Raw genomic sequence first — 21,089 nt, forward strand, 5'->3', positions numbered from 1 at the left:
GATCACCCGGACGACGTCGTTCCGTGTGTCGTCCCCGCTGGTCAGCCGCCGGTGTGCGGCTCCTGGGCCGGGGTGAGCCCGGTGTGCGCGGCCAGGAACGCCAGCTGGTCCGCGGCCAGGCCCACGGTGCGGCTCACCGCACGGGCGCCGTGCCCCACCGACAGCTCCCGCCGCAGCACGATCGGCGCTTCGGCGGTGGTGGCGTGCTGCAGCGCGGCGGCGAGCTTGCGCGCGTGCAGCGGGTCGACCCGGGTGTCGGACTCGAAGGTCGTGAAGAGCACCGCGGGGTAGGCGGTGCCCTCGACCACCCGGTGGTAGGGCGAGTAGCCCAGCAGCCAGCCCAGCTCCTCGGGGTCCGCGGCGGTGCCGTACTCATCGTTCCAGGTGCGGCCGAGCCCGAAGAGCTCGTACCGCACCATGTCCAGCAGCGGCGCGCTGCACACGACGGCGGCGACCAGGTCCGGGTGCTGGGTCGTCATCGCACCGACCAGCAGCCCGCCGTTGGAGCCGCCCATCACGGCCAGCTGCGCCGGCGTCGTCCACCCGGTGGCGATCAGGTGCTGCGCGGCGGCGGCGAAGTCGTCGAACACGTTCTGCTTGCGCTCGCGCATCCCCGCGCGGTGCCACTCCTCGCCGTGCTCGGAGCCGCCGCGCAGGTTCGCCACCACCCACACGCCACCGGCCGCGACCCAGGAGAGCGCCTGCGCGCTGTAGGCGGGGGTGAGCGAGACGTTGAAGCCGCCGTAGCCGTAGAGGACCGTCGGTCGCGGGGAGTCCGGCGTCCCCGTCGCCGAGAGCACGAACAGGTGCACGGGGGTGCCGTCGGCCGACGTCGCGTGGGTCTCCACCACGCGCAGGTCGGGCACCGAGCCGGCGACCGGCGCCTGCTCGTGCGTCGTCAGGGCGGCCGGGTCGGCGGCGTCCCAGCGCAGCACCGAGGGCGGGGTGGCGAAGTCGGTGAAGCCGACCCACGCCGTCGTCCCGCCCTCCGGGTGAGCGCTCACGCCGGAGACGCTGCCCGGGCGCAGGTCGGTCACCTCGGCCAGCCGGCCCGACCCGTCGCCGGCCCACAGCGAGAGCCGGTCGGTGGCGTCCACGGCGTGCACCGCCAGCACCTGCAGGTCGCCGTCCGGACCGTCGACGAGCGCGACGTCGGAGAGCACGCCGTCGTCGGCCTGGCCGATGACCTCGGTCCACGCCTCCGGGGCCCAGGTCGCCGGGTCCGCCGGGTCGGCGACGGCGAGCCGGCCGCGCGGGGTGTCCTGGTCCGAGTGCAGCCACAGCCGGCCGTCGCGGGCCACCCAGGCGGTCAACTGCGCGTCGATCCCCACCTGCAGCGGGCGCAGGCGGCCGTCCCCGGCGAGGTCGGCCAGCCACACGTCGTCCCGTGGTGCGGTGCCCACCGAGGCGGAGACGACCAGCCAGCGGCCGTCGGCGCTGGTGCGCGCGCCGAAGTAGGTCGAGGGGTCGCTGCCCTCCCCGTGCACCAGGACGTCGGTGTCCGGGTCGGTGCCCACGCGGTGGCGCCACACCCGCCGGTGGAACTGCTCCTCGCCCGCGGGCACCAGTTCGGGGGCCAGTCGGCGGACGTAGTAGAGCTCCTCGCCGCCGGGCAGCCAGCCGACGGGGGAGTAGCGGCAGCGGTCGATCGGGCCCTCGAGCACCTCCCCGGTGGCGACGTCCAGGACGAAGAGCTGCGACTCCTCGTCGCCACCGACGGAGACCTGGTAGGCGAGCCGGTCGCCCTCCCAGGACGGCGACCAGGCGTCCAGCGTGGTCGTGCCGGCCGGGTCCAGCGCCGTCGGGTCGACCAGCACCCGCACGCTGCCGTCGGGCTCGGTGACCCGCAGGACCGCGTGCTCCTGACCGGGATCGCGCCGGGTGGAGAACGCCCGGCCGCGGCGCCAGACCGGGATGCCCACCGCGCCGGCGTGCACCAGCTGGGCCAGCCGATCGGCGAAGGCCGGGCGCCCGGGGAGGCTGCCGAGCAGTTGTGCGGCGAGCTCGTCCTGGGCCGCGGCCCAGGTGGCGGTGCGGTCGTCGGCGGGGTCCTCCAGCCACCGGTAGGGGTCGGCGACCCGGTGACCGTGCAGGTCCTCGACCAGGTCCAGGCGGGGGGCATCGGGGTAGCGCACGCGGCGACGGTAACCGCCCGGACGGCGGCGCCCGAGGGGTCGCTGCTCGTTATCACACGCCGACAGGGCACTATGAGGCGACCCAGGGCCTCTCGAAGCCGTCGGGAGCCCGGGGCCCTCGGAGGTGTCCCGTGTCGATCACCGCACTCGGGTCGTCGTCCGCGCCCGCACCGAAGGGCCCGGCCACCGACCCCCTCCCCGGTCCGCGCGCGCCCGTCCCGGCGCAGGTCACGACCACCGCCACCCTGCTGTTGAACGCCACCTACGAGCCGTTGTGCGTGGTCTCCAGCCGCCGCGCGATCGTGCTCGTGCTGACGGCCAAGGCAGAGCCCGTGGACGTCACCGAGGACCTCGTCCACGCCGAGCGGCTGGCCGTCGCCGTCCCGGTCGTCGTCCGGCTGACCCGCTACGTGCGGGTGCCCTACCCGGTGCAGGTGCCGCTGTCGCGCCGCGCGGTGTTCACCCGGGACGGCTCGATCTGCGTCTACTGCGGCGGGTCGGCCACCAGCATCGACCACGTGGTGCCGCGCAGCCGGGGCGGCACCCACACCTGGGACAACGTGGTCGCCGCGTGCCGCCGGTGCAACCACACCAAGGCCGACCGGTCGCTGGCCGAGCTGGGCTGGACGCTGCCCTACCCGCCGGGGGCGCCCAGCGGCGCGGCCTGGCGGCTGCTCGGACACCGCACGGTCGACCCGCGCTGGCGCACCTGGCTGGGCATGGCGGAGTCCGTCAGCGCGTGACAGCCGATGGGCCCTCTTGGCGAGATCAGGTGCCGATCGGGTCAGGGTAGTCGAGGGGTGCCAATTCGATGGGCGTCCGGCGACGATGGCACATCAGAAACTGACGAGTTCCTTTCGAATTTTCGCCACTGTGGTCACAGACGCCTCAGTTGGCGGGTCAGGTGCGTGCCCGGGCTGGCCCGCACCCGTACGTTCCGCCGGACAGCGTCGCCTGGGCGCTGCCGTCGCGGAAGGTGCTCCCATGTCCACCCTCACGTCCCGCAGGTCGCTCCAGCGCCTCGGTCTCCTCGGCGCCGCGTCCGCGTCCCTCGTCGTCGGGATCGCTCCCGCCGCGAGTGCGGCGACGGACGTCCGCATCCCGCTCGCCCCGCCGGAGGTCGCGATCGGTGGCTTCCCGATCGAGAACTACGCGGGCGTCATGGACCCGATGGACGACACCGCCGCGGTGACCCCGGTGGTCGCCGAGTTCGGTGACGACCTCACCGTCACCCTGCCCGCCGAACTGGACCCCGCCACCGCCCTCGTCGAGCTGTACTTCGACAACGACGGCGACGGGACGTTCGACGGAACGGGCGACCGGACCTACACCACGGACCCGGCCGGCGTCGACCAGCTGGTCGTCACCGGTCAGAGCACCCAGACGCTGACGATCACCCTGCCCACCGACGTCACCGACGGCCCCGATGCCGAGCTGCTGATCAGCGACCTGAGCACCGGGCTGAGCGGGAACTTCATCGTTGACCCGCTCAATTACTCGCTGACCCTGACCACCACGGCCACCGCCCAGGTCGACCTCGAGCCGGCGCTGCTGGCGATCTCGCAGGTGCCCTGTGCCATCACCTCGGCCACCGTCTGCCCGTTCCCGACCCCGGTGACCTCGGGTTCGACGGTCACCCTCGAGCTGCCCACCCCCTCGCTGCTGCGTGACCTCGGGCTCACCGACCTGACCGGCACCGAGGTCGGCCTCCAGCCGCTGGACGCCGCCGGCCTGCCGACGGGCACCGCCGTGGCGCTCCCCACGACGATCAGCGGGTCGACCGCGACGTTCGTCGTCCCGGCCGACGCCGCCGCCGGCTCCTACGCGCTCGCGGTCCTGTCGCCCTTCGGCACCTCGGCCTCGCTCGTCGCCGTCCAGCTCGAGGTCGTCGCTCCGGACGCCGTCGCCGCGCCGGTCGCGCCGACCGAGCCGGCCGCACCGACCGCCGTCAACGCCGGGCTGCAGTCCAACACCGGGGTCGAGGTCGTCGAGACCGGCTCCACCGGCTCCACCGGCACCGCTGCGGTCGCTGCGGGCGCCGGGCTGCTGCTCCTCGCGGGTGTCGGCGGCGTCGCCGTCGCCCGCAACCGTCGCCGCTCCTCCGTCGAGGGCGGGACGTGCGGCGCCTGATCCAGCCGGGCCGGCGCGCCTCCGCGGTCGTGGCGGTCGCCGCCGTCGCGACCGCGGGGAGCGCGCTGCTCAGCGTCGGCCTGACCGGCGGTGGGCACGCCGCCGCGGCCACCGGGTCCTCGGACCCGGTGGCCGCGGCCACGCCCACGGCGGCCCCCCCGGCCGAGGAGGCCCAGCCGACGCTCCCCCCGGAGGGCGTGGTGCTGCCCACGCCCTCCTCGGACGTGCACGTGGTCATCGACGGGCTGGACCTGGACCTGCCGGTGCTGCCGCTGACCCCCCGCGGCGGGGTGATCAACCCGCCGACGCTCACCGCCGCCTACTGGATCGAGCCCTACGGCGACCCGGTCGGCTCGGCCGAGCAGGCGGACAACACGCTCTACCTCGCCGCCCACTCAACCGGCACCGGGGACTACGGGTTCGACCCGCTGATGGAGTCCGGTGGCGGGGGCAGCACCCTCGGACCGGGCGACGTCGTGGAGGTCAGCACCCCGACGGGCCAGGTGAGCTACACCGTGCAGCGCACGCAGCGGTACGCCAAGGGTGAGCTGCCGGCGGCGACCGAGGTGTGGGAGGCCTCGCCCGGGCGGCTGGTGCTCATCACCTGCTTCCAGCGCGGCGGCGGCCGGTCCTCGACCGAGAACCTCGTGGTCTTCGCCGAGTCCTGACCGGGCGGGTCCGGTCAGGTCACCCGGGCCCGCTCGGTCGGGTAGCCGGTCCAGCCCCCTGCGGTCAGCACGGTGCGCAGCCGGTCCATCGCGTCCCAGACGTCGACGAACCGGGTGTAGAGCGGCGCGGGCCCCAGCCGCAGCCGGTCCGGCGTCCGGAAGTCCGGGACGACGCCGCGGTCGATCAGCGCCTGGGTGAGCTGCCAGGCGGCCGGGTGGGCGAGGGTGACGTGCGCGCCCCGGCGGGCGGCGTCCCGCGGGCTGGCCAGGGCGACGCCGTGCCCGGCGAGCCAGGAGTCGGCCAGCGCGACCACCAGGTCGGTGAGCGCCCGGCCCTTCGCCGCGATGCGGTCCACACCGGCCTCGGCGGTGATCCGGGCGCCGACCTCCACCGCGGCCATCGCGATCACCGGAGGCGTGCCGACGGCGAAGCGGTCGATGCCGTCGGCCGGGTCGTAGGCAGGGCCCATGGCGAACTGGTCCCGCGCCCCGAACCACCCCCAGATCGGCTGGCGCAGCTGCTCCTGCAGCTCGCGCCGCACGTAGAGGAAGGCCGGGGCGCCCGGGCCGCCGTTGAGGTGCTTGTAGGTGCAGCCGACGGCGAGGTCGGCGCCGGCCGCGGTCAGCTCCGCCGGCACCGCACCGGCCCCGTGGCTGAGATCCCACACCACCAGGGCGCCCGCGTCCCGCGCCAGCCGGGTGACCTCCGCGATGTCGACCAGGGCACCGGAGCGGTACGCCACCTGGGAGAGCACCACCACCGCCACCCGCTCGTCGAGCGCCGCGGCCAGCACGTCCAGGTCCAGCCCCTCGTCGACGTGCGCCCCGACCTCCCGGACGGTCATCCCGCGCTGCCCGGCGACCCCGGCGACGACGTACCGGTCGGTGGGGAAGTCGTCGGCGCAGCAGACCAGCACGTCGCGCTCGGGGCGGGCGTCGGCGGCGGCGACCAGCAGCTTGTAGAGGTCGACGCTGGTGGTGTCCGAGATCAGCACCTCACCCGGCCGGGCACCCAGCACCCCGGTGGCCAGCAGGTCGCCGATCCGGCGGGCCTGCCCGATCCAGTCGGCCCACGAGCCGACCAGGCCGGCGCCCCACTGCTGCTCGACCACGCGGGCGACGGCGGCCGGGGTCTCCCGCGGCAACCGGCCCAGGGAGTTGCCGTCCAGGTACAGCAGCCGGTCGGGGCCCTCGTTGCCGGCGCCGTCGTCGGTGCCGGTGAAACGGGCGCGGAAGCCGGCCAGGGGATCGGCGGCGTCGGCCGCGGCAGCTGCGGCGCGGGAGAGGTCCACGGCCCGATCCTGCCCCGGGTTGGCTAGCGTCCGGCCGTGACCTCCGCGCGCGGGACGCAGCTGCACGACCTCACGGCCCTGGAGCAGGCCGCCGCCGTCCGGGCCCGGGAGGTGAGCCCCACCGAGCTGGTCGACGCCGCGCTGGCCCGGGTCGAGGCGCTCGACCCCCGGCTCGGCGCCTTCATCACGGTCACCCCCGAGCGGGCCCGGGCGGTCGCGGCCGCCGCCGACCGGGCCGTGCTGGCCGGCGCCGAGCTGCCCCCGCTGTTCGGCGTCCCCACCGCGATCAAGGACCTGGCCAACACCGCCGGTGTGCGCACCACCTTCGGGTCTGCGCTGCTGGCCGACTTCGTGCCCGACGTCGACGACGCCGTGGTCACCGCCCTGTCCGCCGCGGGCACGATCAGCCTCGGCAAGACCAGCACGCCGGAGTTCGGCTTCCCCTGCTACACCGACAACGACCTGGTCGGGCCGGCCCGCTGCCCCTGGGACCCGGAGCTGCTGGCCGGCGGTTCCAGCGGCGGCGCCGCGGTGGCGGTCGCGGCCGGGATGGTGCCGTTCGCGCACGGCTCGGACGGCGGTGGTTCGATCCGCATCCCGGCCGGCATCAACGGGCTGGTGGGGATCAAACCCAGCCGCGGCCGGGTGAGCAACGCCCCGCTGGGGAGCGAGGTGACCGGGCTGGGCGTGCAGGGTCCGTTGGCCCGCACGGTCCGCGACGCCGCCGCGGTGCTCGACGCGATCGCCGGCCCGGTGCCCGGCGATCCGTACTGGGCGCCGCCGCTGCCGCCGGGGGAGACCTTCCTCGGTGCGGCCGAGCGCCCGCCGGGGCGGCTGCGGATCGGCCGGTACCTGGACTCGGGCATGCCCGGTGCCGATCTGGACCCGCAGGTGCGCGCCGCGTTCGAGGACGCCTCCGCGCTGCTGGCCGGGTTGGGCCACGAGGTCGAGGACCTGCCCGCCCCACCGCTGACCGCGGGGGTGTTCCCGGCGTTCGAGGTGGTGTGGGCGCTGTCGGCCACCACCCTGCCGGTGGCCGAGGCCCAGGTGCACCGGCTGCGCCCGCTGACCCGCTTCCTCCGCGAGCGCGGCCTGGCCCTGTCGGCCCGCGACGCGATGGAGGCGATGTTCACCCTCCGCGTCTTCGCCCGCCGCTTCGTCCAGGCGACCAGCGGCTTCGACGTCCTGCTGGCCCCGGTCTGCACCCTGCCGCCCCGGCCGGTGGGCTGGTTCGACGGCCCCGCCGACGGGCTGGACCCCGGCGAGGCGGACTTCGAGCGGCAGAAGCGCTACGCCGCGTTCCCCGCCGTCTACAACGTGACGGGGCAGCCGGCGCTGAGCGTGCCGCTGTGGTGGACCCCCGAGGGGCTGCCCATCGGCACGATGCTGGTCGGCCGCCCAGCGGAGGAGACGACGCTGCTGTCGCTGGCCGCGCAGCTGGAGGAGGCCCGGCCCTGGGCGCACCGGCACCCGGCCACCTGGTGACCGCGCGGCTGCCGGGCCGCTGACCCGGGCTCCCGGTAGATTGGCGCCATGCCCTGGTACGAGACCGTGTTGATCTATGCGGCCATCCCGCTGGTGGTGTACCTGCTGTTCTGGGCGGTGACCATCCTCCCCGGCCGCGGCAAGGACCGGACGCGGTACAAGCCCGGCCAGCCCTGGGACCACGAGCCCGTCTGGTATGAGCCGCACCCCGATGTCCCCGGCGTCCACGGTGGGCACGGCGACGACGACCCGGCCGACCACAGCAGCGCCGACGACCACGGCCGGCGCGGGCTGGGGGCGACCGCCGCGGCGCTGGCCATCGGTCAGCACCCGCACGAGGCGCCCGTGCCGCAGCGCACGGCTGCCGGCGGCGCCCGGGGCACCTGGTGACCCGGGCCGTGCCGCTGCCCCACCCCACCCGCCGTCCCCTGCCGACCGGAGGCACCCGCTGATGTCGACGCAGCACCTCGACGCCGGCCCCAGCGCCAGCCAGGACACGATCAACACCGCCGTGGCCGAGCCGGGCCCCGGCCCGTTCAGCTACTCCGACCTGGCCCGGCTGGACGAGGCGCTGACCATGTCCTCCCGGGAGACCGGGCTGCGGTTCACGCTGTACGTCGGTGACCTGGGCAGCGACACCCGCAGCACCGCCGAGAGCCTGCACGCCCGCGCGGGCGGGGACACCTCGATCGGGGTGCTGGTCGCGCTCTCGCCCGGGCAGCGGGTGGTGGAGATCGTGACCGGGTCGGCGGCGGCCCGCCGGCTGCCGGACCGCGCCTGCGCGCTGGCCGTGCTGGCGATGACCAACCGACTGGGCTCCGGTGACCTGACGGGCGCGATCGTCAACGGCCTGCGGCAGATGTCCGACGCCGCCGGCCACCCGCACCGCCGCCGCAGCGACGACGTCCCGCGGGGCATCGCCACCGCCCACTGAGAGAGGCGGAGGACCCCGTCCCCCTCGGCCTTCGCACGCTCAGGCCGAGCCTCTGGACGGGGCCTGAACGCCAGCGGCCCAGAACTCCTCGAGTTCTGGGCCGCTGGCGTTCAGTGCTCCGCTCAGCCGGCGGACGGCGTCCCGGCGGCGGCGTCCCGGGCGCGGGCCCGGAGCGCGCGGGCCACGCCGTCACGGCCCTCGCTGACCAGCCGGCGCAGCGCGGCCGGGTGGCCGGGGTCGGCCAGCCACTGGTCGGCGGCGGCCACCGTCTGCTCCTCGATCACCTTCGGGAAGAGGTACTCGACCGCGTTCTTGGCGATCTCGCCGGGCCGGCGGTCCCAGACGCCCCGGATGTCGGCGAAGTACCGCTCGACGTAGGGGCGGGTGAGCTCCTGCTGGGCCGGGTGCCAGAAGCCGGCGACCATCGCCTCGTGCACCGCGTTCGGGATCGACTCGTCGGTGAACGCCCGCTCCCAGGTCTCGGCCTTGGCCTCCGCGGTGGGCCGGAGCGCCCGGGCGGTGGCGGCGCGGCGGACACCGGTGGCGGTCGCGTCACGCGCGGCCTCCGCGTCGATCTCCGCATCACCGGCGGCACCCATCGCGACCAGCCCGTGCAGGAACGCCCACCGGGCGTCGGCGTCGACCGCCAGACCCTCGACCACCCGCGAACCGTCGAGCAGCCCGCGCAGCGCGGCGGCGTGCTCCTCGGTGCGGGCGGCGGCAGCGAGCGTGCGCGACCACTGCAGCTGCGCGTCGCTGCCGGGTGCGGCACTGCCGAGCGACGCCAGGGCCTTGTCGCCCAGCTGCGCCCAGCCGGTCGGCGCCCAGGCCGGGTCGGCGTAGGAGGCGAGCGCGGTCTGCACGCGTGCCAGCAGCGACTGCACGACGCTGATCTCGCTCTCCGCGTCGACCCCGGCCAGCACCAGCTGCACCCAGTCGCGGGCCGCCAGCTCACCGTCCCGGGTCATGTCCCACGCCGCCGACCAGCACAGCGCCCGCGGCAGCGAGTCCGGGATGGCGCCGATCTGCTCGCGCAGGGTGGCGAGCGAGCCCTCGTCCAGGCGGAGCTTGGCGTACGTGAGGTCGTCGTCGTTGACCAGCACCAGGTCCGCGGCCGGGTGGCCGACCAGTTCGGGCACCTCGGTGCGGGCGCCGTCGACGTCCAGCTCGACCCGGTGCGCGCGGGTGAGCCCGTCGGGGCCGCTGGTGTACAGCCCGACCGCCAGCCGGTGCCGGCGCAGCACGGGGTGCTCGGGCACCGCGGTCTGCTCGATGGCGAACGCGGAGTACCGGCCCGAGTCGTCGAGGGTGAACACCGGGCGCAGGGTGTTGACCTGGCTGGTCTGCAGCCACTGCGCCGACCAGTCGGACAGGTCGCGCCCCGATGCCTCGGAGAGCTCGCTGAGCAGGTCGTCGAGGGTGGTGTTGCCGTACTCGTGCTTGCGGAAGTACCGGCGCACCCCGGCCAGGAAGTCGTCCTGCCCGACGTAGGCCACCAGCTGCTTGAGCACCGAGGCGCCCTTGGCGTAGGTGATGCCGTCGAAGTTCACCTCGACCGCGGCGACGTCGACCATGTCCGCGGCGATCGGGTGGGTGGAGGGCAGCTGGTCCTGCGCGTAGGCCCAGGACTTCTCGGTGTTGGCGAACGTCGTCCACGCGGTCGTGTACTCGGTGGCCTCGGCCTGGCAGAGCGTGGAGATGTAGGTGGCGAAGGACTCGTTGAGCCACAGGTCGTCCCACCAGCGCATGGTGACCAGGTCGCCGAACCACATGTGCGCCAGCTCGTGCAGGATCGTCTCGGCCCGCCGCTCGTAGCGGGCGCGGCTGGTCTTGGACCGGAAGACGTAGTCCTCCAGGAAGGTCACGCAGCCGGCGTTCTCCATCGCCCCGGCGTTGAACTCCGGCACGAACAGCTGGTCGTACTTGTCGAACGGGTACGGGTAGTCGAACACCCGGTGGTAGAAGTCGAAGCCGGCCTTGGTGACGGCGAAGATCGCGTCGGCGTCCAGGTGCTGGGCCAGCGAGGCCCGGCAGTAGACGCCCAGCGGGATGCCGTCGTGCAGGTCGGTGACCCGGGCGTAGGGGCCGGCCACCAGGGCCACCAGGTAGGTGGAGATCCGCTTGGTCGGGGTGAAGTGCACCAGCTGGGAGCCGCCCTCGCCCGCCTCGATCGTGCGGTCGCCGGTGTTGCTGACGACCTGCCAGTCGAACGGCGCCGTGACGTGCACGGTGAAGGTCGCCTTCAGGTCGGGCTGGTCGAAGCAGGTGAACATCCGCTTCGCCTCGGCCGGCTCGAAGTGCGAGTACAGGTAGACCTGCCCGTCCTCCGGGTCGACGAAGCGGTGCAGGCCCTCCCCGGAGCGGGAGTAGCGGCAGTCGGCGTCGACGACCAGTTCGTTGGTCTCGGCGAGGCCGGGCAGCGGGAGGCCGCCCTCGGGCGTGTAGGTGCTCACGTCGAGCTCGACGCCGTTGAGGGTGGCCGAGCGGACCCGGTCGGCGACCAGGTCGACGAAGGTGTCGGCGCCGGGTGTCCGGGCGGAGAACCGGATGGTGGTGACCGAGCGGAAGGTCTCCTCGCCCGGGCGGCCGGCGCCGTCGGTCACGTCGAGGGCCAGGTCGTAGCTGGAGACCGACAGCAGCGCGGCGCGGGCCGCGGCGTCGTCACGAGTCAGGTTGGGAACTGCCACGCCACGGAGCCTCCCACGGGGCACCGACGGTTCGCGTCGGGGTGCCCGTGGGAACAAGGCGACCGCGGCCGGACTTGCTGGCGCGCGGAGGGCCCCGCCACGTGGCGGGGCCGACAGACGACCGGAGGGACCCCCACCGATGACCGAGGCAGTGCAGAGCGCCCCCGTGAAGGCTCGCGTCGACTTCTGGTTCGACCCGCTGTGCCCCTGGGCGTGGCTGACCAGCCGCTGGGTGCTGGAGGCGGCCAAGGTCCGCGACATCGACCTGCACTGGCACGTCATGTCCCTGTCGGTGCTCAACCGCGGCCGGGACCTGCCCGAGGAGTACCGGGACATGATGGCCAAGGCGATCGGCCCGGTGCGGGTGCTGGTCGCCGCCGCGCAGCAGCACGGCGAGGGGGTGCTGGCCGACCTCTACACGGCGATGGGCAGCCTGCGGCACCACGACGGCCTGGAGATCGAGGACGTGATCGCCCCCGCCCTGGAGCGGGTGGGTCTGCCGGCCGAGCTGGCCGAGGCGGCCGGGTCCTCCGAGTACGACGAGGCCCTGGAGCAGAGCCACCACGCCGGCATGGACCCGGTCGGGGAGGACGTCGGCACCCCGGTCATGCACATCGACGGGGTCGCCTTCTTCGGACCGGTGATCAGCAAGGTGCCCACCGGTGAGGACGCCGGCAAGGCCTTCGACGGCGCCGTCCTGCTGGCCAACCTGCCCGACTTCTGGGAGCTCAAGCGCACCCGCACCACGGGCCCGGACATGTCCTCGGTGCCCGCTGACGCCCTGGAGCTGCGCGGCACCCGCTGAGGAAGGACCCCGTCCTCCTCACCCCTCGCACGCTCGGGGCGAGCCTCTGGACGGGGCCGGGACGACGGGGTGCGGCATCCTGGGCCGATGGCGCACCCCGTCCGTCAGCGGATCTTCATCACCGGTGCCAGTGCGGGCCTCGGCCAGGGCATGGCCCGGGAGTTCGCCGCCCGCGGCCGGGACCTGGTGCTGGTCGCCCGCCGGCTCGACCGGCTCACCGAGCTGCGTGACGAGCTGGCCGCGCAGCACCCGGGCATCCGGGTGGTGGTCGGGGAGCTGGACGTCGACGACCACGAGGCGGTGGCCGCCGTTGTCCCCGCCCTGGCCGCGGAGCTGGGCGGGATCGACCGGTTCGTCGCCAACGCAGGCCTGGGCAAGGGCGTCCCGGTCGGCGCCGGCGGCGCCCGGCCCAACCGGCAGGTGCTGGTCACCAACGTGCTCGGCACGCACGCCTGCTGCGAGGCGGCCGTCGCGCTGTTCCGCGCCCAGGGCGCCGGGCACCTGGTGGTGATCTCCTCGGTCGCCGGGGTGCGGGGGATGGGTGGCAGCCGGACGGCCTACGCCACCTCCAAGGCCGCCGACGCCGTGCTCGCCGAGGGCATCCGGGCGGACCTGCTGGGCGACCGGCGCACCCGCGGCATCCGGGTCAGCACCATCCACCCGGGGTTCATCGAGACCGACATCAACGTCGGCCGCCGCGGCCCCTTCACCGTCGACCTCGCCACCGGCGTCACCGCCCTGACCGCGGCGATCGAGCGGGAGCCGGTGCGCGCCTACGTGCCCGAGTGGCCGTGGCGCCCGATCGCCGGCCTGCTGCGCGTGCTGCCGCTGCCGCTGGCCCGCCGGCTCGCCTAGAGCCGGGAGCGGGCGGCGTCCCGGGTGGCCTGGTCGAAGGGCGCGTCACCCGCCGGGTCGGTGAGCCAGCGGGCCAGCCGGGCCAGCTCGTCGCGCTGGCCGACCACGAAGCCGGCGTCGACGACCGCACCGTGCCCGGGTACCACCGGGCCGCGGACCAGCCCGAGCAGCGCGTCCAGGGTGGCCGCCCACTCCAGCGGGAAGGCGTCCTCCATCGCCGGCGGCCCACCCTCCTCGACCAGGTCACCGGCGAACAGCACGTCGGCCACGGCGACGACGAGGTCGCCGTCGGTGTGCCCCCGGCCCAGGTGCCGCAGTGTCACCGGCCGGCCGCCGACGTCGAGCACGGCAACGTCGTCCACCAGGTTGTCCGGTACGTCGATCGGCGCGATCGCCACCAGTTCGGCCGCCGGATCGCCGTCCTCCCGGAGCCCGGCGACGACGGAGGCGCGCTGGGCCTCGCCGGTGGACGCCAGCCCCTCGGCGCAGCGCCGGTGCCCCCACACGGCCGCGGGGCGGAACGCGGCGTTGCCGAAGCAGTGGTCGTAGTGGTCGTGGGTGTTGACGACCGTCCACGGGTGCGGGGTCACCGCCCGCACCGCCTCGGCGAGGGCGCGGCCCTCGCCCAGGTGGCAGCGGGTGTCGATCACCAGGCAGGCGCCGTCCCCGACCACCAGCCCGCAGTTGAGGTCCAGGTCGGCGTGCCGCCGGACGAACACGCCGTCGCCGACCTCGCGCCACCCCACCGTCCCGGCCGCCGCCATCGCCGTCCCTCAGCGGGCCGTGTGCGGGACGGCGGCGTCGCGGGAGTGTCCGGTCAGGCGGACGGCCACCAGCGCCACGTCGTCGTCCGGGCGGCCGGCGACCAGCCGGTCGACGACGGCGTCGCACAGCTCCGGCAGCGGCAGCGCGGCGAACTCCGTCAACGCCGCCCGCAGCCGGGCCACGCCGGCGTCGAGGTCGGTGCGCCGGTCCTCGACCAGCCCGTCGGTGAAGAAGAAGACCGTCGCGCCGCCTTCCAGCGTGAGCACCGACTCCCGGCGGGGGGCGTGGGCGTCGACGCCGAGCAGCAGGTCGGCCCGCCAGTCGCCGAGCACGACGACCGAGCCGTCGGGGTGGATCGCCAGCGGGGGCAGGTGCCCGGCGTTCGACCACCGGAGCCGGACGACGCCCCGGTCCCGCTCCCCGTCGTCCTGCTCGAACCGGGCGACCGCGGCGGTCGCCAGGGCGCGCAACCGGAGCACCGCCATCGCCCGGTCCAGGCCGGCGAGCACCTCGGCGGGGCCGCCGTCGCTGTGGGTGGCGATGCCGCGGAGCAGGCTGCGCAGCTGGCCCATCGCGGCGGCGGCCTGCACGTCGTGGCCGACCACGTCACCGATGACCAGCATCGTCGTCCCGCCGGGCTGGACGAACGCGTCGTACCAGTCGCCGCCGACCTGGGCCGCCTCCACGGCGGGGAGGTAGCGGACCGCGATCTCGGCGTGCTCCGGTTCCGGCGGGTCGGTGAGCAGGCTGCGCTGCAGCCCCTCGGCCAGCTGGGCCTGCTCGGTGAAGAGCTGGGCGTTCTCCACCGCGGTGCCGGCCCGGGCGGCGACGTCGGCGGCGGCGCTCAGCTCGCGCAGTGACCAGCCCGGCCGGCCGGCGTCCCGGTAGAGGCTGAGCAGGCCGATCACCCGGCCACCGGACATCAGTGGCACCGAGGCCACCCAGCCCGGGGCGAGCTCGGTGACCAGCCGGCGGGCGGTGGGCGCGGTGACCAGCCGGGCCACCAGCTCCGCGATCGACTCGGCGCGGCCGTCCCCGACGGTGATGACCTCCCCGGTGGCCAGCGCCTGGTGGGCCGGCGCGTCCGGCGCGATGGCCGCGACCCGGTGCCGGGCGTAGCGCGCGGCGACCCGCTCCAGCCGCGGGTCGCGGTGCGCGACCGCGAGGTCCTGCAGCTGCCCGCCGGGGGTCCGCGAGCTGACGATGCACCAGTCGGCCAGCCGGGGGACCAGCAGCCGGGCCAGCCGGTGGACGGCCTCGTCGACGTCTAGGGTCGCGCTGAGCGCGGCGGAGGTCTCGGTGAGCAGGTCCAGCAGCGCCTGCGCCTCGTCGGAGGTGGCGGCCGGCTGCTCACCGCCGAGCCGCTTGCTCTCGGTCACGTCGGCGAACGCCACGTCGAGCCCGTCGGGCACCGGGCTCACGTCCAGGCGGTACCACATGTCCTGCGGCGGGTAGTACTGCTCGAACAGCACCCGCTCGCCCGTGGACATGGCGTGCCGGTAGGCGCGCTCCAGCTCGGTGCCGAGGGTGGCCGGGAACACCGCCCACGGCGTGCGTCCCAGCAGCTGGCTCCGCGGCACCTCGACCAGCTTCTCCGCCGCGGCGTTCGCGTAGACGAAGCGGAGGTCGCGGTCGAAGCAGACCACGGCGGTGTCCGTGGTGTCCGCCCAGCGCTGGGCCCGGGTCACGTCCTCCTGCTCCACTGCCACGCCCACCCCCGTTCCGTCGCCACCGCTGCGCCGGTCCCGATCATGGCCGATGCCGGCCCGCACCGGGGGGAGGGCGTCCCCGTCACCAGCAGATCCGCATCGGACGACCGCGTGCGTCCCGCGACCCGTCGCCCACGCACTCGGCGGTGCCGGCGGCGATCCGCCGGGCCGACCAGGCGGCGGCGCAGGCGTCCAGCGCGTCGACCACCGGGACGCCGGCCGGCGCGTCGGCCAGCGCCTCCTCGACGTCCATCACCGCACGCAGGGCGCGCAGGCGCTGCACCGTGCCGCGTGCGGTGCCCTTGCGGTCGACGACCCCGCCGAGGCCGCACCGGAACGCCAGTTCGGGGTGCACCTCGACCACCCGGTCGGTCGGTGGGTCACCGAGGACGTCGTCGAGCTCCCTGATCGCCGCGGCCAGCATGAAGGTCTGGGCCGACGGCGCCCGGCCGTTCGCCGCCGCGCGGCTCAGCTCGCGGGCATCCGCGTAGTCGCGGGCGGCCAGGACGGCGCGCACCGGAGCCGGGAACACCGAGCTGCCGGCGTGCCCCAACAGCTCGCGCGCCCGCACGTCGCACGCCCGGGTGCCGTCGTCGGAGAGGCCGATCGGCATGTCGATCGCCGCCACTTCGACGCTCGGCACGGCGAGCACCGCGGCCGCGTCGTCCAGCACCAGCAGCCGTACCGTGCGCCCCTCGAGCAGCGCGCCGACCCACTTCCCGCGCCATCCGTCGACCCCGAGCACCGCCACCCGGCCAGCCTGTCAGCAGTACTGCGAAGATCGATGCATGCGCGTCTTCCTGGGCACCGACCACGCCGGTCTCGAACTGAAGTCCCACCTGATGCAGGTGCTGGCCGACGAGGGCTTCGAGCCCGTCGACTGCGGGGCCTTCGACTACGACCCGCAGGACGACTACCCGCCGTTCTGCTTCGAGGTGGGGGAGCGGGTCGTCACCGAGCCCGGCGCCCTCGGTGTGGTGATCGGGGGCTCGGGCAACGGCGAGCAGATCGCGGCGAACAAGGTGCCCGGGGTCCGGGCGGCGCTGGTGTGGAACGACAGCACCGCGAAGCTCGCCCGCCAGCACAACGACGCCAACGTGGTCTCCGTCGGTGGTCGGCAGCACACCGTCGAGGAGGCCACCGCGCTGGTGCTGACCTTCCTGCGCGAGCCGTTCAGCGGCGAGGAGCGGCACGCCCGCCGGATCGCGCTGCTGGCCGACTACGAGCGGGACCGGCACCGCCCGGCCGGCGGGCTGCCCACCCACACCCCGTGACCCGGCGCCGGTGACCGGGGAGGAGCTGCGGGCCGCGGGCGCTGCGGTCCAGGCACTGTTCGCCCGGGTGCCCGACGGCGCGGCGCCGGTGCCGACCCTGGGCACCGACGTGGTCGGGGTCGCCGCGCACATGACGGCCCCGTCCAGAGGCTCGGCCCGAGCCTGCGAGGGCTGAGGGGGACGGGGTCCTTTGACTGGTGCGCCGGCCGGACGCCGGGCTGCCCGACGTGCTCGTCCAGCTGCGGGCCGCCACCGAGGTGCTGGCCCGGGTGGTGGACGCCGCTGGCCCGGACGAGCGGGGCTGGCACGACTGGGGCCTGGCCGACGCCTCCGGCTTTGCCGGGATGGGCTGCGCCGAGCTGCTGCTGCACGCCGGCGACGTCGCCCTGGACCAGGAGCTGGACTGGGCGCCGCCGCCGGCGCTGGCCGCCGCCACCCGGGCCGGGCTGTTCCCGTGGGCACCCGAGGACGCCGACCCCTGGGCGGCGTTGCTGTGGGCCACCGGCCGGGGTGAGCTGCCCGGCCGGTCGCCGGTCACCTCCTGGCGCTGGCACTGCGCCCCTCTCGACGAGTGGGACGGCACCCGACCAAGGTGAAGTGATGGAACGGCCACCTCTCAGGGGCCCGCGCCGAGCCTGCGAGGCGTGGGGGGAGAGGTGGTCCTGCTAGAAGTGGTCGGGGCACCAGGGCGCGGTCGGCCAGCCGAACGCCGTCGAGGCGGCGACGACCGCCCCGGGGCTGACCTCGGTCACCCGGCCGGCGCCCTGCAGCGTGGCCAGCGAGACCCCGCCGAGGTAGGCCGCGGAGAGCGCCTCGATGTCGATCACCAGGTCCGGGTCGCGGTCGGTGCGGTCGCAGAATGCTCCGGCCGGGTGGCCCCACAGGTGCCAGCGCCCGTCGTTCCAGTCGCAGAACGGATCGCGCACCTCCAGCACCAGGTCGATCCGCGCCGGGTAGCGGCGGGCCGACAGCGCCGCGCCGACGTCGACCAGCCGTACCCACAGCGCGTCGACCGGGCGGGCGTGCCAGGCGCGCGGGTCGACCAGCAGGTGGCGCAGTGGGTCGTCGGCGGAGGCGTCGGGCGCCTCCACGGTGCGCACCAGGTCGAGCGAGAGCAGGTACCGCCACAGCGCGGCGTAGGCGCTCGGGGTGCTGGCCCGGACCTCGACGACGGTGAGCGTGCCCTCCGGCTCCCCGGCCGCGCTCCAGGCCGCCCGCACCCGGTACAGCGCGTAGCCGGTGACGGCACCGTCACCCTCGACGTGCAGCACGTGCTGGCGCGGCGGGCCGCCCTTGGTGTCCTCGGGGCGCTCGACCAGCCGGCGGTCCCACCAGCGGTCGTCGCGGGCCATGCTGCCGGGCACCCACCGGCGCAGCGCGTCGTGCAGCGGGACGGCGGCGGCGCGGAACTCCGCCTCGTCGACCAGGCGGATCGTGCCGGTGCCGCAGTCGACGTCCGGCCGCAGCCGGAGGCGCTCGGAGGCGCCGGACCACCCGCCCCGCCAGGTGGCCGGCGCGTAGCCGAACCGGCCGTAGATCGGCGCCTCGGCGGCCCACAGCGCGGCGACCGGCTCGCGGCCGGCGGCGTGCACCTCGTCGAGCTGCCGACGCATGATCGCGTTCAGCACGCCGCGGCGGCGGTGCGTGGGGGAGACGGTGATCCAGGTGATGCCCGCCGTCGGCACCGCCGCACCGCCGGGAACGGTCATCTCGAGGCTGTAGATGCCCGAGGTGGCGGCGACCCGGTCGCCGTCGAACAGCGCCAGCGACCGGTCCAGCTCGGCGACGGGCGAGGGCTCGTCCAGGTACGGCCCGCTGTGCTCCTCGGCGAACGTGGTGCGCATGGACCGGGCGAAACCCGGCCACTCGTCGGCGGTGATGGGGCGGAGCTGGTCGGCCAGATCGGTCACGGGAGCTGTCTACCGGGCGCCGGTGACGATCCGCCAACCAGTTCCGCCGCCCGGTTCCGCCGCCCGGTTCCGCCGGCCGGTCAGTGCCGGGGTGCCGGCAGCCAGTGCAGCCAGCGGGGCACCCACCAGGTCCGCTCGCCGAGCACGCCGATCGCGGCCGGCAGCAGCACCCCGCGCACCAGCGTCGCGTCGACCAGGACGGCGACGGCGAGCCCGATGCCCAGCTGCTTGAACTCCAGCATCGACAGCGAGGCGAAGATCGCGAACACCGCCACCATCACCACCGCCGCGCTGGTGACCACCCCGGCCGAGCGGGACAGCCCGGAGGCCACCGCCAGCCGCAGCGGCACCCCGGCCGCCGCCTTCTCCCTGATCCGGGAGACGACGAAGACGTGGTAGTCCATCGACAACCCGAACAGCACCACGAACAGGAACAGCGGGATCCAGGAGACGATCGTCCCGGTGGAGGTGAAGCCGAGCAGCCCCTCGGCCCAGCCGGACTGGAAGACCAGCACCAGCACGCCGTAGGCCGCGGCCACCGACAGCAGGGTGAGCACCGCGGCCACCAGCGCCACGGCCAGCGACCGGAACGCCACCGTGAGGACGACGACGGTCAGCGCGAGCACGAAGCCGATCACCAGCGGGAGCCGCTGCGCCATCGTGCTGCCGAAGTCGACGCTGCCGGCGGTGTCGCCGGTGACCGCCGTCGTCACGCCCGGCAGCGCGCCCACGGTGGCCGGCAGCAGCTCCTCCCGCAGCTCGGTCAGGGCCGCGGACGCGGCGTCGCTGCCCGGCTCCTCGGAGCGGACGACGGCGAAGCGGGCCACCGTCCCGGCCGGGTTGACCTCCACCTGCGCGTCCTGCTGGCCGGGCAGCCGGCCGGCCAGTTCGGCAGCCGCGGCGCGGACGGCGGGGACGTCCAGCCGGCCGCCGTCGGGCCGCCAGACCACCACCGTGTCGGTGCTGCCCTCCTGCGGGTAGGCGGCGGCGATGTCGTCCCAGGCGCGCACGACGGCGCTGTCGCGGGACAGCGAGTCGATGCCCGGCATCGAGGTGTGCATGCCCAGGGCCGGGACGGCCATCGCGAGCAGGACGGCGACCCCGGCGGCCAGGGACAGCGCCGGGCGGGCCAGCACCCGGCGGACGACGGCCGACCAGACCCGGCTGTCGTCGGTGCGCCCGACCACCCGGCCCAGCAGCGGCACCCGGGGGCGCTCGATGCCGCGGCCCAGCAGCGCGAGCACCGCCGGCAGCACGGTGAGCGAACCCAGCACGGAGACGGTGACCACCAGGATCGTGCCGGTGGCGAAGGAGCTGAACACCGGGCTGCCGGCCAGGTACATGCCGGCCATCGCCACCGCCACGGCGATGCCGGAGGTGAGCACCGCCCGGCCGGAGGTGGCCGCCGCGAGCTCCACGGCGGCCGCCGTCCCCGCCCCGTGCCGGCGTTCCTCCCGGGCGCGGCGGACGTAGAACAGCGCGTAGTCCACCCCGACGGCCATCCCGATCAGCAGCACCACACTGGCGGTGCTGGGGTCGACCGGGGTCAGCTGGGAGACCAGCGACACCAGGCCCAGCGCGCCGCCGACCGCGGTGAGCCCGAGCAGCAGCGGCACCCCCGCCGCGAACAGCGCGCCGAAGGCCACCAGCAGCACCAGCAGGGTGACCGGCAGGCTCAGCAGCTCGGCCCGACGGAAGTCGGAGTCCAGCTGCTCACCGACGACGGCGTCCAGCGAGCTGCCGCCGGCCTCGGCCACGCGCAGCTCCGGGTGGTCGGCGGCGATCTGCTCGACCTCGGCGAGCACCGGGCGCACCGCCTCGACCGCGGCGTCGTCGGCCGCGGCGCCGGTGGCGTCCCCGACGTCGAGGGTCACCGGCAGCAGCACCGCCGTCCCGTCGGTCGAGGGGACCGGCCGCCCGACGGCCGTGACCTCGTCCAGCCCGGCCAGCCGGGTGGCGACATCGTCGACGGCTGCCTGCTCCGCTGCGCCCAGCGGGCCGCCGTCGCGGGTCCGCACCAGCACCTGCTCGACGGCCGGGTCGGGGAAGCCGGCCCGGTGCAGGACGACGTCGGCACGGCCGGACTCGCCGCTGCCGCTCTCGGCGCCCTCCAGCGTGCGCGTGCCGACGGCGCTGCCGGCGACGAGGGCGACCACCAAGCCCAGCAACCACAGCGACACCACCGTCCAGCGGTGCGCGGCGCTCCAGGCGGCGATCGAGACGACCCTGCTGCGGCGCGGTGGGCGCGCGGGGGCGTCGGGCAGCGGGGTGAGCACGGGAGCGGTCACGGTGGGCCTCTCGGGAAGGGGCGGCGCCCCGGCGGCGACGCTGGATCGAGGCTGTCGTCCCGCGGTCCACCGGTCAGTGCCGCTGGCAGGCCAGCCGGGTTCGGGCCAGCCCGACCTCCGGCGGGGGGTCAGCAGGCTGGCCGCACGGCCGG

Annotated in this window: 19 protein-coding genes; 11 read left to right on the forward strand and 8 right to left on the reverse strand. The window is 75.4% G+C overall.

Annotated features, from left to right (window positions below; all coding sequences use genetic code 11):
• Window positions 1-41: 41 nt before the first annotated feature.
• The gene (locus tag ACI783_RS11730) at window positions 42-2,135 is read right to left on the reverse strand and encodes a prolyl oligopeptidase family serine peptidase (RefSeq protein ID WP_457140595.1); all 2,094 of its coding nucleotides are present in this window, start codon (window positions 2,133-2,135) and stop codon (window positions 42-44) included.
• Between the two features lie 131 nt (window positions 2,136-2,266).
• Here ACI783_RS11730 and ACI783_RS11735 point away from each other — a divergent pair, with 131 nt between their 5' ends.
• From ACI783_RS11735 to ACI783_RS11745, 3 genes are all read left to right on the forward strand, one after another.
• Complete coding sequence (locus tag ACI783_RS11735; RefSeq protein ID WP_457079107.1) at window positions 2,267-2,878, forward strand: HNH endonuclease; 612 nt, start codon at window positions 2,267-2,269, stop codon at window positions 2,876-2,878.
• A gap of 241 nt (window positions 2,879-3,119) precedes the next feature.
• Window positions 3,120-4,265: a hypothetical protein gene (locus tag ACI783_RS11740; protein WP_457140596.1), complete on the forward strand. Its 1,146-nt coding sequence runs from the start codon at window positions 3,120-3,122 to the stop codon at window positions 4,263-4,265.
• Window positions 4,253-4,933 (forward strand): class F sortase, encoded by a 681-nt coding sequence (locus tag ACI783_RS11745; protein ID WP_457140597.1) that lies wholly within the window; start codon window positions 4,253-4,255, stop codon window positions 4,931-4,933. The genes ACI783_RS11740 and ACI783_RS11745 overlap by 13 nt, the downstream gene beginning before the upstream one ends.
• Before the next feature lie 14 nt (window positions 4,934-4,947).
• Here ACI783_RS11745 and kynU read toward each other — a convergent pair whose 3' ends face one another.
• Entirely contained in the window at window positions 4,948-6,225 is a 1,278-nt protein-coding gene (gene kynU, locus ACI783_RS11750) for a kynureninase (protein ID WP_457140598.1), read from the reverse strand.
• Between the two features lie 36 nt (window positions 6,226-6,261).
• Here kynU and ACI783_RS11755 point away from each other — a divergent pair, with 36 nt between their 5' ends.
• From ACI783_RS11755 to ACI783_RS11765, 3 genes are all read left to right on the forward strand, one after another.
• Window positions 6,262-7,710, forward strand: a complete 1,449-nt coding sequence (locus tag ACI783_RS11755) for an amidase (protein WP_457140599.1) — start codon at window positions 6,262-6,264, stop codon at window positions 7,708-7,710.
• 48 nt (window positions 7,711-7,758) lie between these two features.
• Complete coding sequence (gene ctaJ / locus ACI783_RS11760) at window positions 7,759-8,100, forward strand: aa3-type cytochrome oxidase subunit CtaJ (RefSeq protein WP_457140600.1); 342 nt, start codon at window positions 7,759-7,761, stop codon at window positions 8,098-8,100.
• Window positions 8,101-8,161: 61 nt separating this feature from the next.
• Window positions 8,162-8,644 (forward strand): DUF5130 family protein, encoded by a 483-nt coding sequence (locus ACI783_RS11765; RefSeq protein WP_457140601.1) that lies wholly within the window; start codon window positions 8,162-8,164, stop codon window positions 8,642-8,644.
• A gap of 122 nt (window positions 8,645-8,766) precedes the next feature.
• Here ACI783_RS11765 and pepN read toward each other — a convergent pair whose 3' ends face one another.
• Window positions 8,767-11,331 (reverse strand): aminopeptidase N, encoded by a 2,565-nt coding sequence (pepN, locus tag ACI783_RS11770; RefSeq protein WP_457140602.1) that lies wholly within the window; start codon window positions 11,329-11,331, stop codon window positions 8,767-8,769.
• Between the two features lie 139 nt (window positions 11,332-11,470).
• Between pepN and ACI783_RS11775 the strand changes: the two genes are divergently transcribed.
• Window positions 11,471-12,136 (forward strand): mycothiol-dependent nitroreductase Rv2466c family protein, encoded by a 666-nt coding sequence (locus tag ACI783_RS11775; RefSeq protein ID WP_457140603.1) that lies wholly within the window; start codon window positions 11,471-11,473, stop codon window positions 12,134-12,136.
• Window positions 12,137-12,223: 87 nt separating this feature from the next.
• Window positions 12,224-12,991 (forward strand): SDR family oxidoreductase, encoded by a 768-nt coding sequence (locus tag ACI783_RS11780; RefSeq protein WP_457140604.1) that lies wholly within the window; start codon window positions 12,224-12,226, stop codon window positions 12,989-12,991.
• Here ACI783_RS11780 and ACI783_RS11785 read toward each other — a convergent pair.
• From ACI783_RS11785 to ACI783_RS11795, 3 genes are all read right to left on the reverse strand, one after another.
• Window positions 12,988-13,755: an MBL fold metallo-hydrolase gene (locus ACI783_RS11785; protein WP_457140605.1), complete on the reverse strand. Its 768-nt coding sequence runs from the start codon at window positions 13,753-13,755 to the stop codon at window positions 12,988-12,990. The genes ACI783_RS11780 and ACI783_RS11785 overlap by 4 nt on opposite strands.
• Before the next feature lie 9 nt (window positions 13,756-13,764).
• Window positions 13,765-15,465, reverse strand: coding sequence for a SpoIIE family protein phosphatase (locus tag ACI783_RS11790; protein WP_457140606.1), 1,701 nt, complete (start codon window positions 15,463-15,465; stop codon window positions 13,765-13,767).
• Between the two features lie 82 nt (window positions 15,466-15,547).
• The gene (locus tag ACI783_RS11795; RefSeq protein WP_457140607.1) at window positions 15,548-16,216 is read right to left on the reverse strand and encodes a DUF429 domain-containing protein; all 669 of its coding nucleotides are present in this window, start codon (window positions 16,214-16,216) and stop codon (window positions 15,548-15,550) included.
• Between the two features lie 37 nt (window positions 16,217-16,253).
• On the opposite strand from ACI783_RS11795, the gene ACI783_RS11800 reads away from it, so the two are divergent.
• Genes ACI783_RS11800 through ACI783_RS11810 form a run of 3 tightly spaced genes read left to right on the forward strand, consistent with a single transcriptional unit; the run spans window position 16,254 to window position 17,335 of the window.
• Complete coding sequence (locus ACI783_RS11800; RefSeq protein ID WP_457079134.1) at window positions 16,254-16,739, forward strand: ribose-5-phosphate isomerase; 486 nt, start codon at window positions 16,254-16,256, stop codon at window positions 16,737-16,739.
• Between the two features lie 10 nt (window positions 16,740-16,749).
• Window positions 16,750-16,914, forward strand: a complete 165-nt coding sequence (locus tag ACI783_RS11805) for a hypothetical protein (RefSeq protein WP_457140608.1) — start codon at window positions 16,750-16,752, stop codon at window positions 16,912-16,914.
• Window positions 16,915-16,936: 22 nt separating this feature from the next.
• Complete coding sequence (locus ACI783_RS11810) at window positions 16,937-17,335, forward strand: hypothetical protein (RefSeq protein ID WP_457140609.1); 399 nt, start codon at window positions 16,937-16,939, stop codon at window positions 17,333-17,335.
• 69 nt (window positions 17,336-17,404) lie between these two features.
• On the opposite strand, the gene ACI783_RS11815 is transcribed toward ACI783_RS11810, so the two are convergent.
• Window positions 17,405-18,649, reverse strand: coding sequence for a GNAT family N-acetyltransferase (locus tag ACI783_RS11815; protein ID WP_457140610.1), 1,245 nt, complete (start codon window positions 18,647-18,649; stop codon window positions 17,405-17,407).
• An 80-nt stretch (window positions 18,650-18,729) separates the two neighbouring features.
• Complete coding sequence (locus ACI783_RS11820) at window positions 18,730-20,937, reverse strand: MMPL family transporter (protein WP_457140611.1); 2,208 nt, start codon at window positions 20,935-20,937, stop codon at window positions 18,730-18,732.
• Window positions 20,938-21,089 lie beyond the last annotated feature (152 nt).

It is taken from the genome of Modestobacter sp. SYSU DS0511 (assembly GCF_054050755.1).

What these genes read in the sequence shown, in the direction of transcription:
- ACI783_RS11775 (WP_457140603.1), top strand. Translation starts at nt 11,471, where the DNA reads ATGACCGAGGCAGTGCAGAGCGCCCCCGTGAAGGCTCGCGTCGACTTC.
- ACI783_RS11740 (WP_457140596.1), top strand. Translation starts at nt 3,120, where the DNA reads ATGTCCACCCTCACGTCCCGCAGGTCGCTCCAGCGCCTCGGTCTCCTC.
- ACI783_RS11800 (WP_457079134.1), top strand. Translation starts at nt 16,254, where the DNA reads ATGCGCGTCTTCCTGGGCACCGACCACGCCGGTCTCGAACTGAAGTCC.
- ctaJ (WP_457140600.1), top strand. Translation starts at nt 7,759, where the DNA reads ATGCCCTGGTACGAGACCGTGTTGATCTATGCGGCCATCCCGCTGGTG.
- ACI783_RS11780 (WP_457140604.1), top strand. Translation starts at nt 12,224, where the DNA reads ATGGCGCACCCCGTCCGTCAGCGGATCTTCATCACCGGTGCCAGTGCG.
- ACI783_RS11765 (WP_457140601.1), top strand. Translation starts at nt 8,162, where the DNA reads ATGTCGACGCAGCACCTCGACGCCGGCCCCAGCGCCAGCCAGGACACG.
- ACI783_RS11785 (WP_457140605.1), bottom strand. Translation starts at nt 13,755, where the DNA reads ATGGCGGCGGCCGGGACGGTGGGGTGGCGCGAGGTCGGCGACGGCGTG.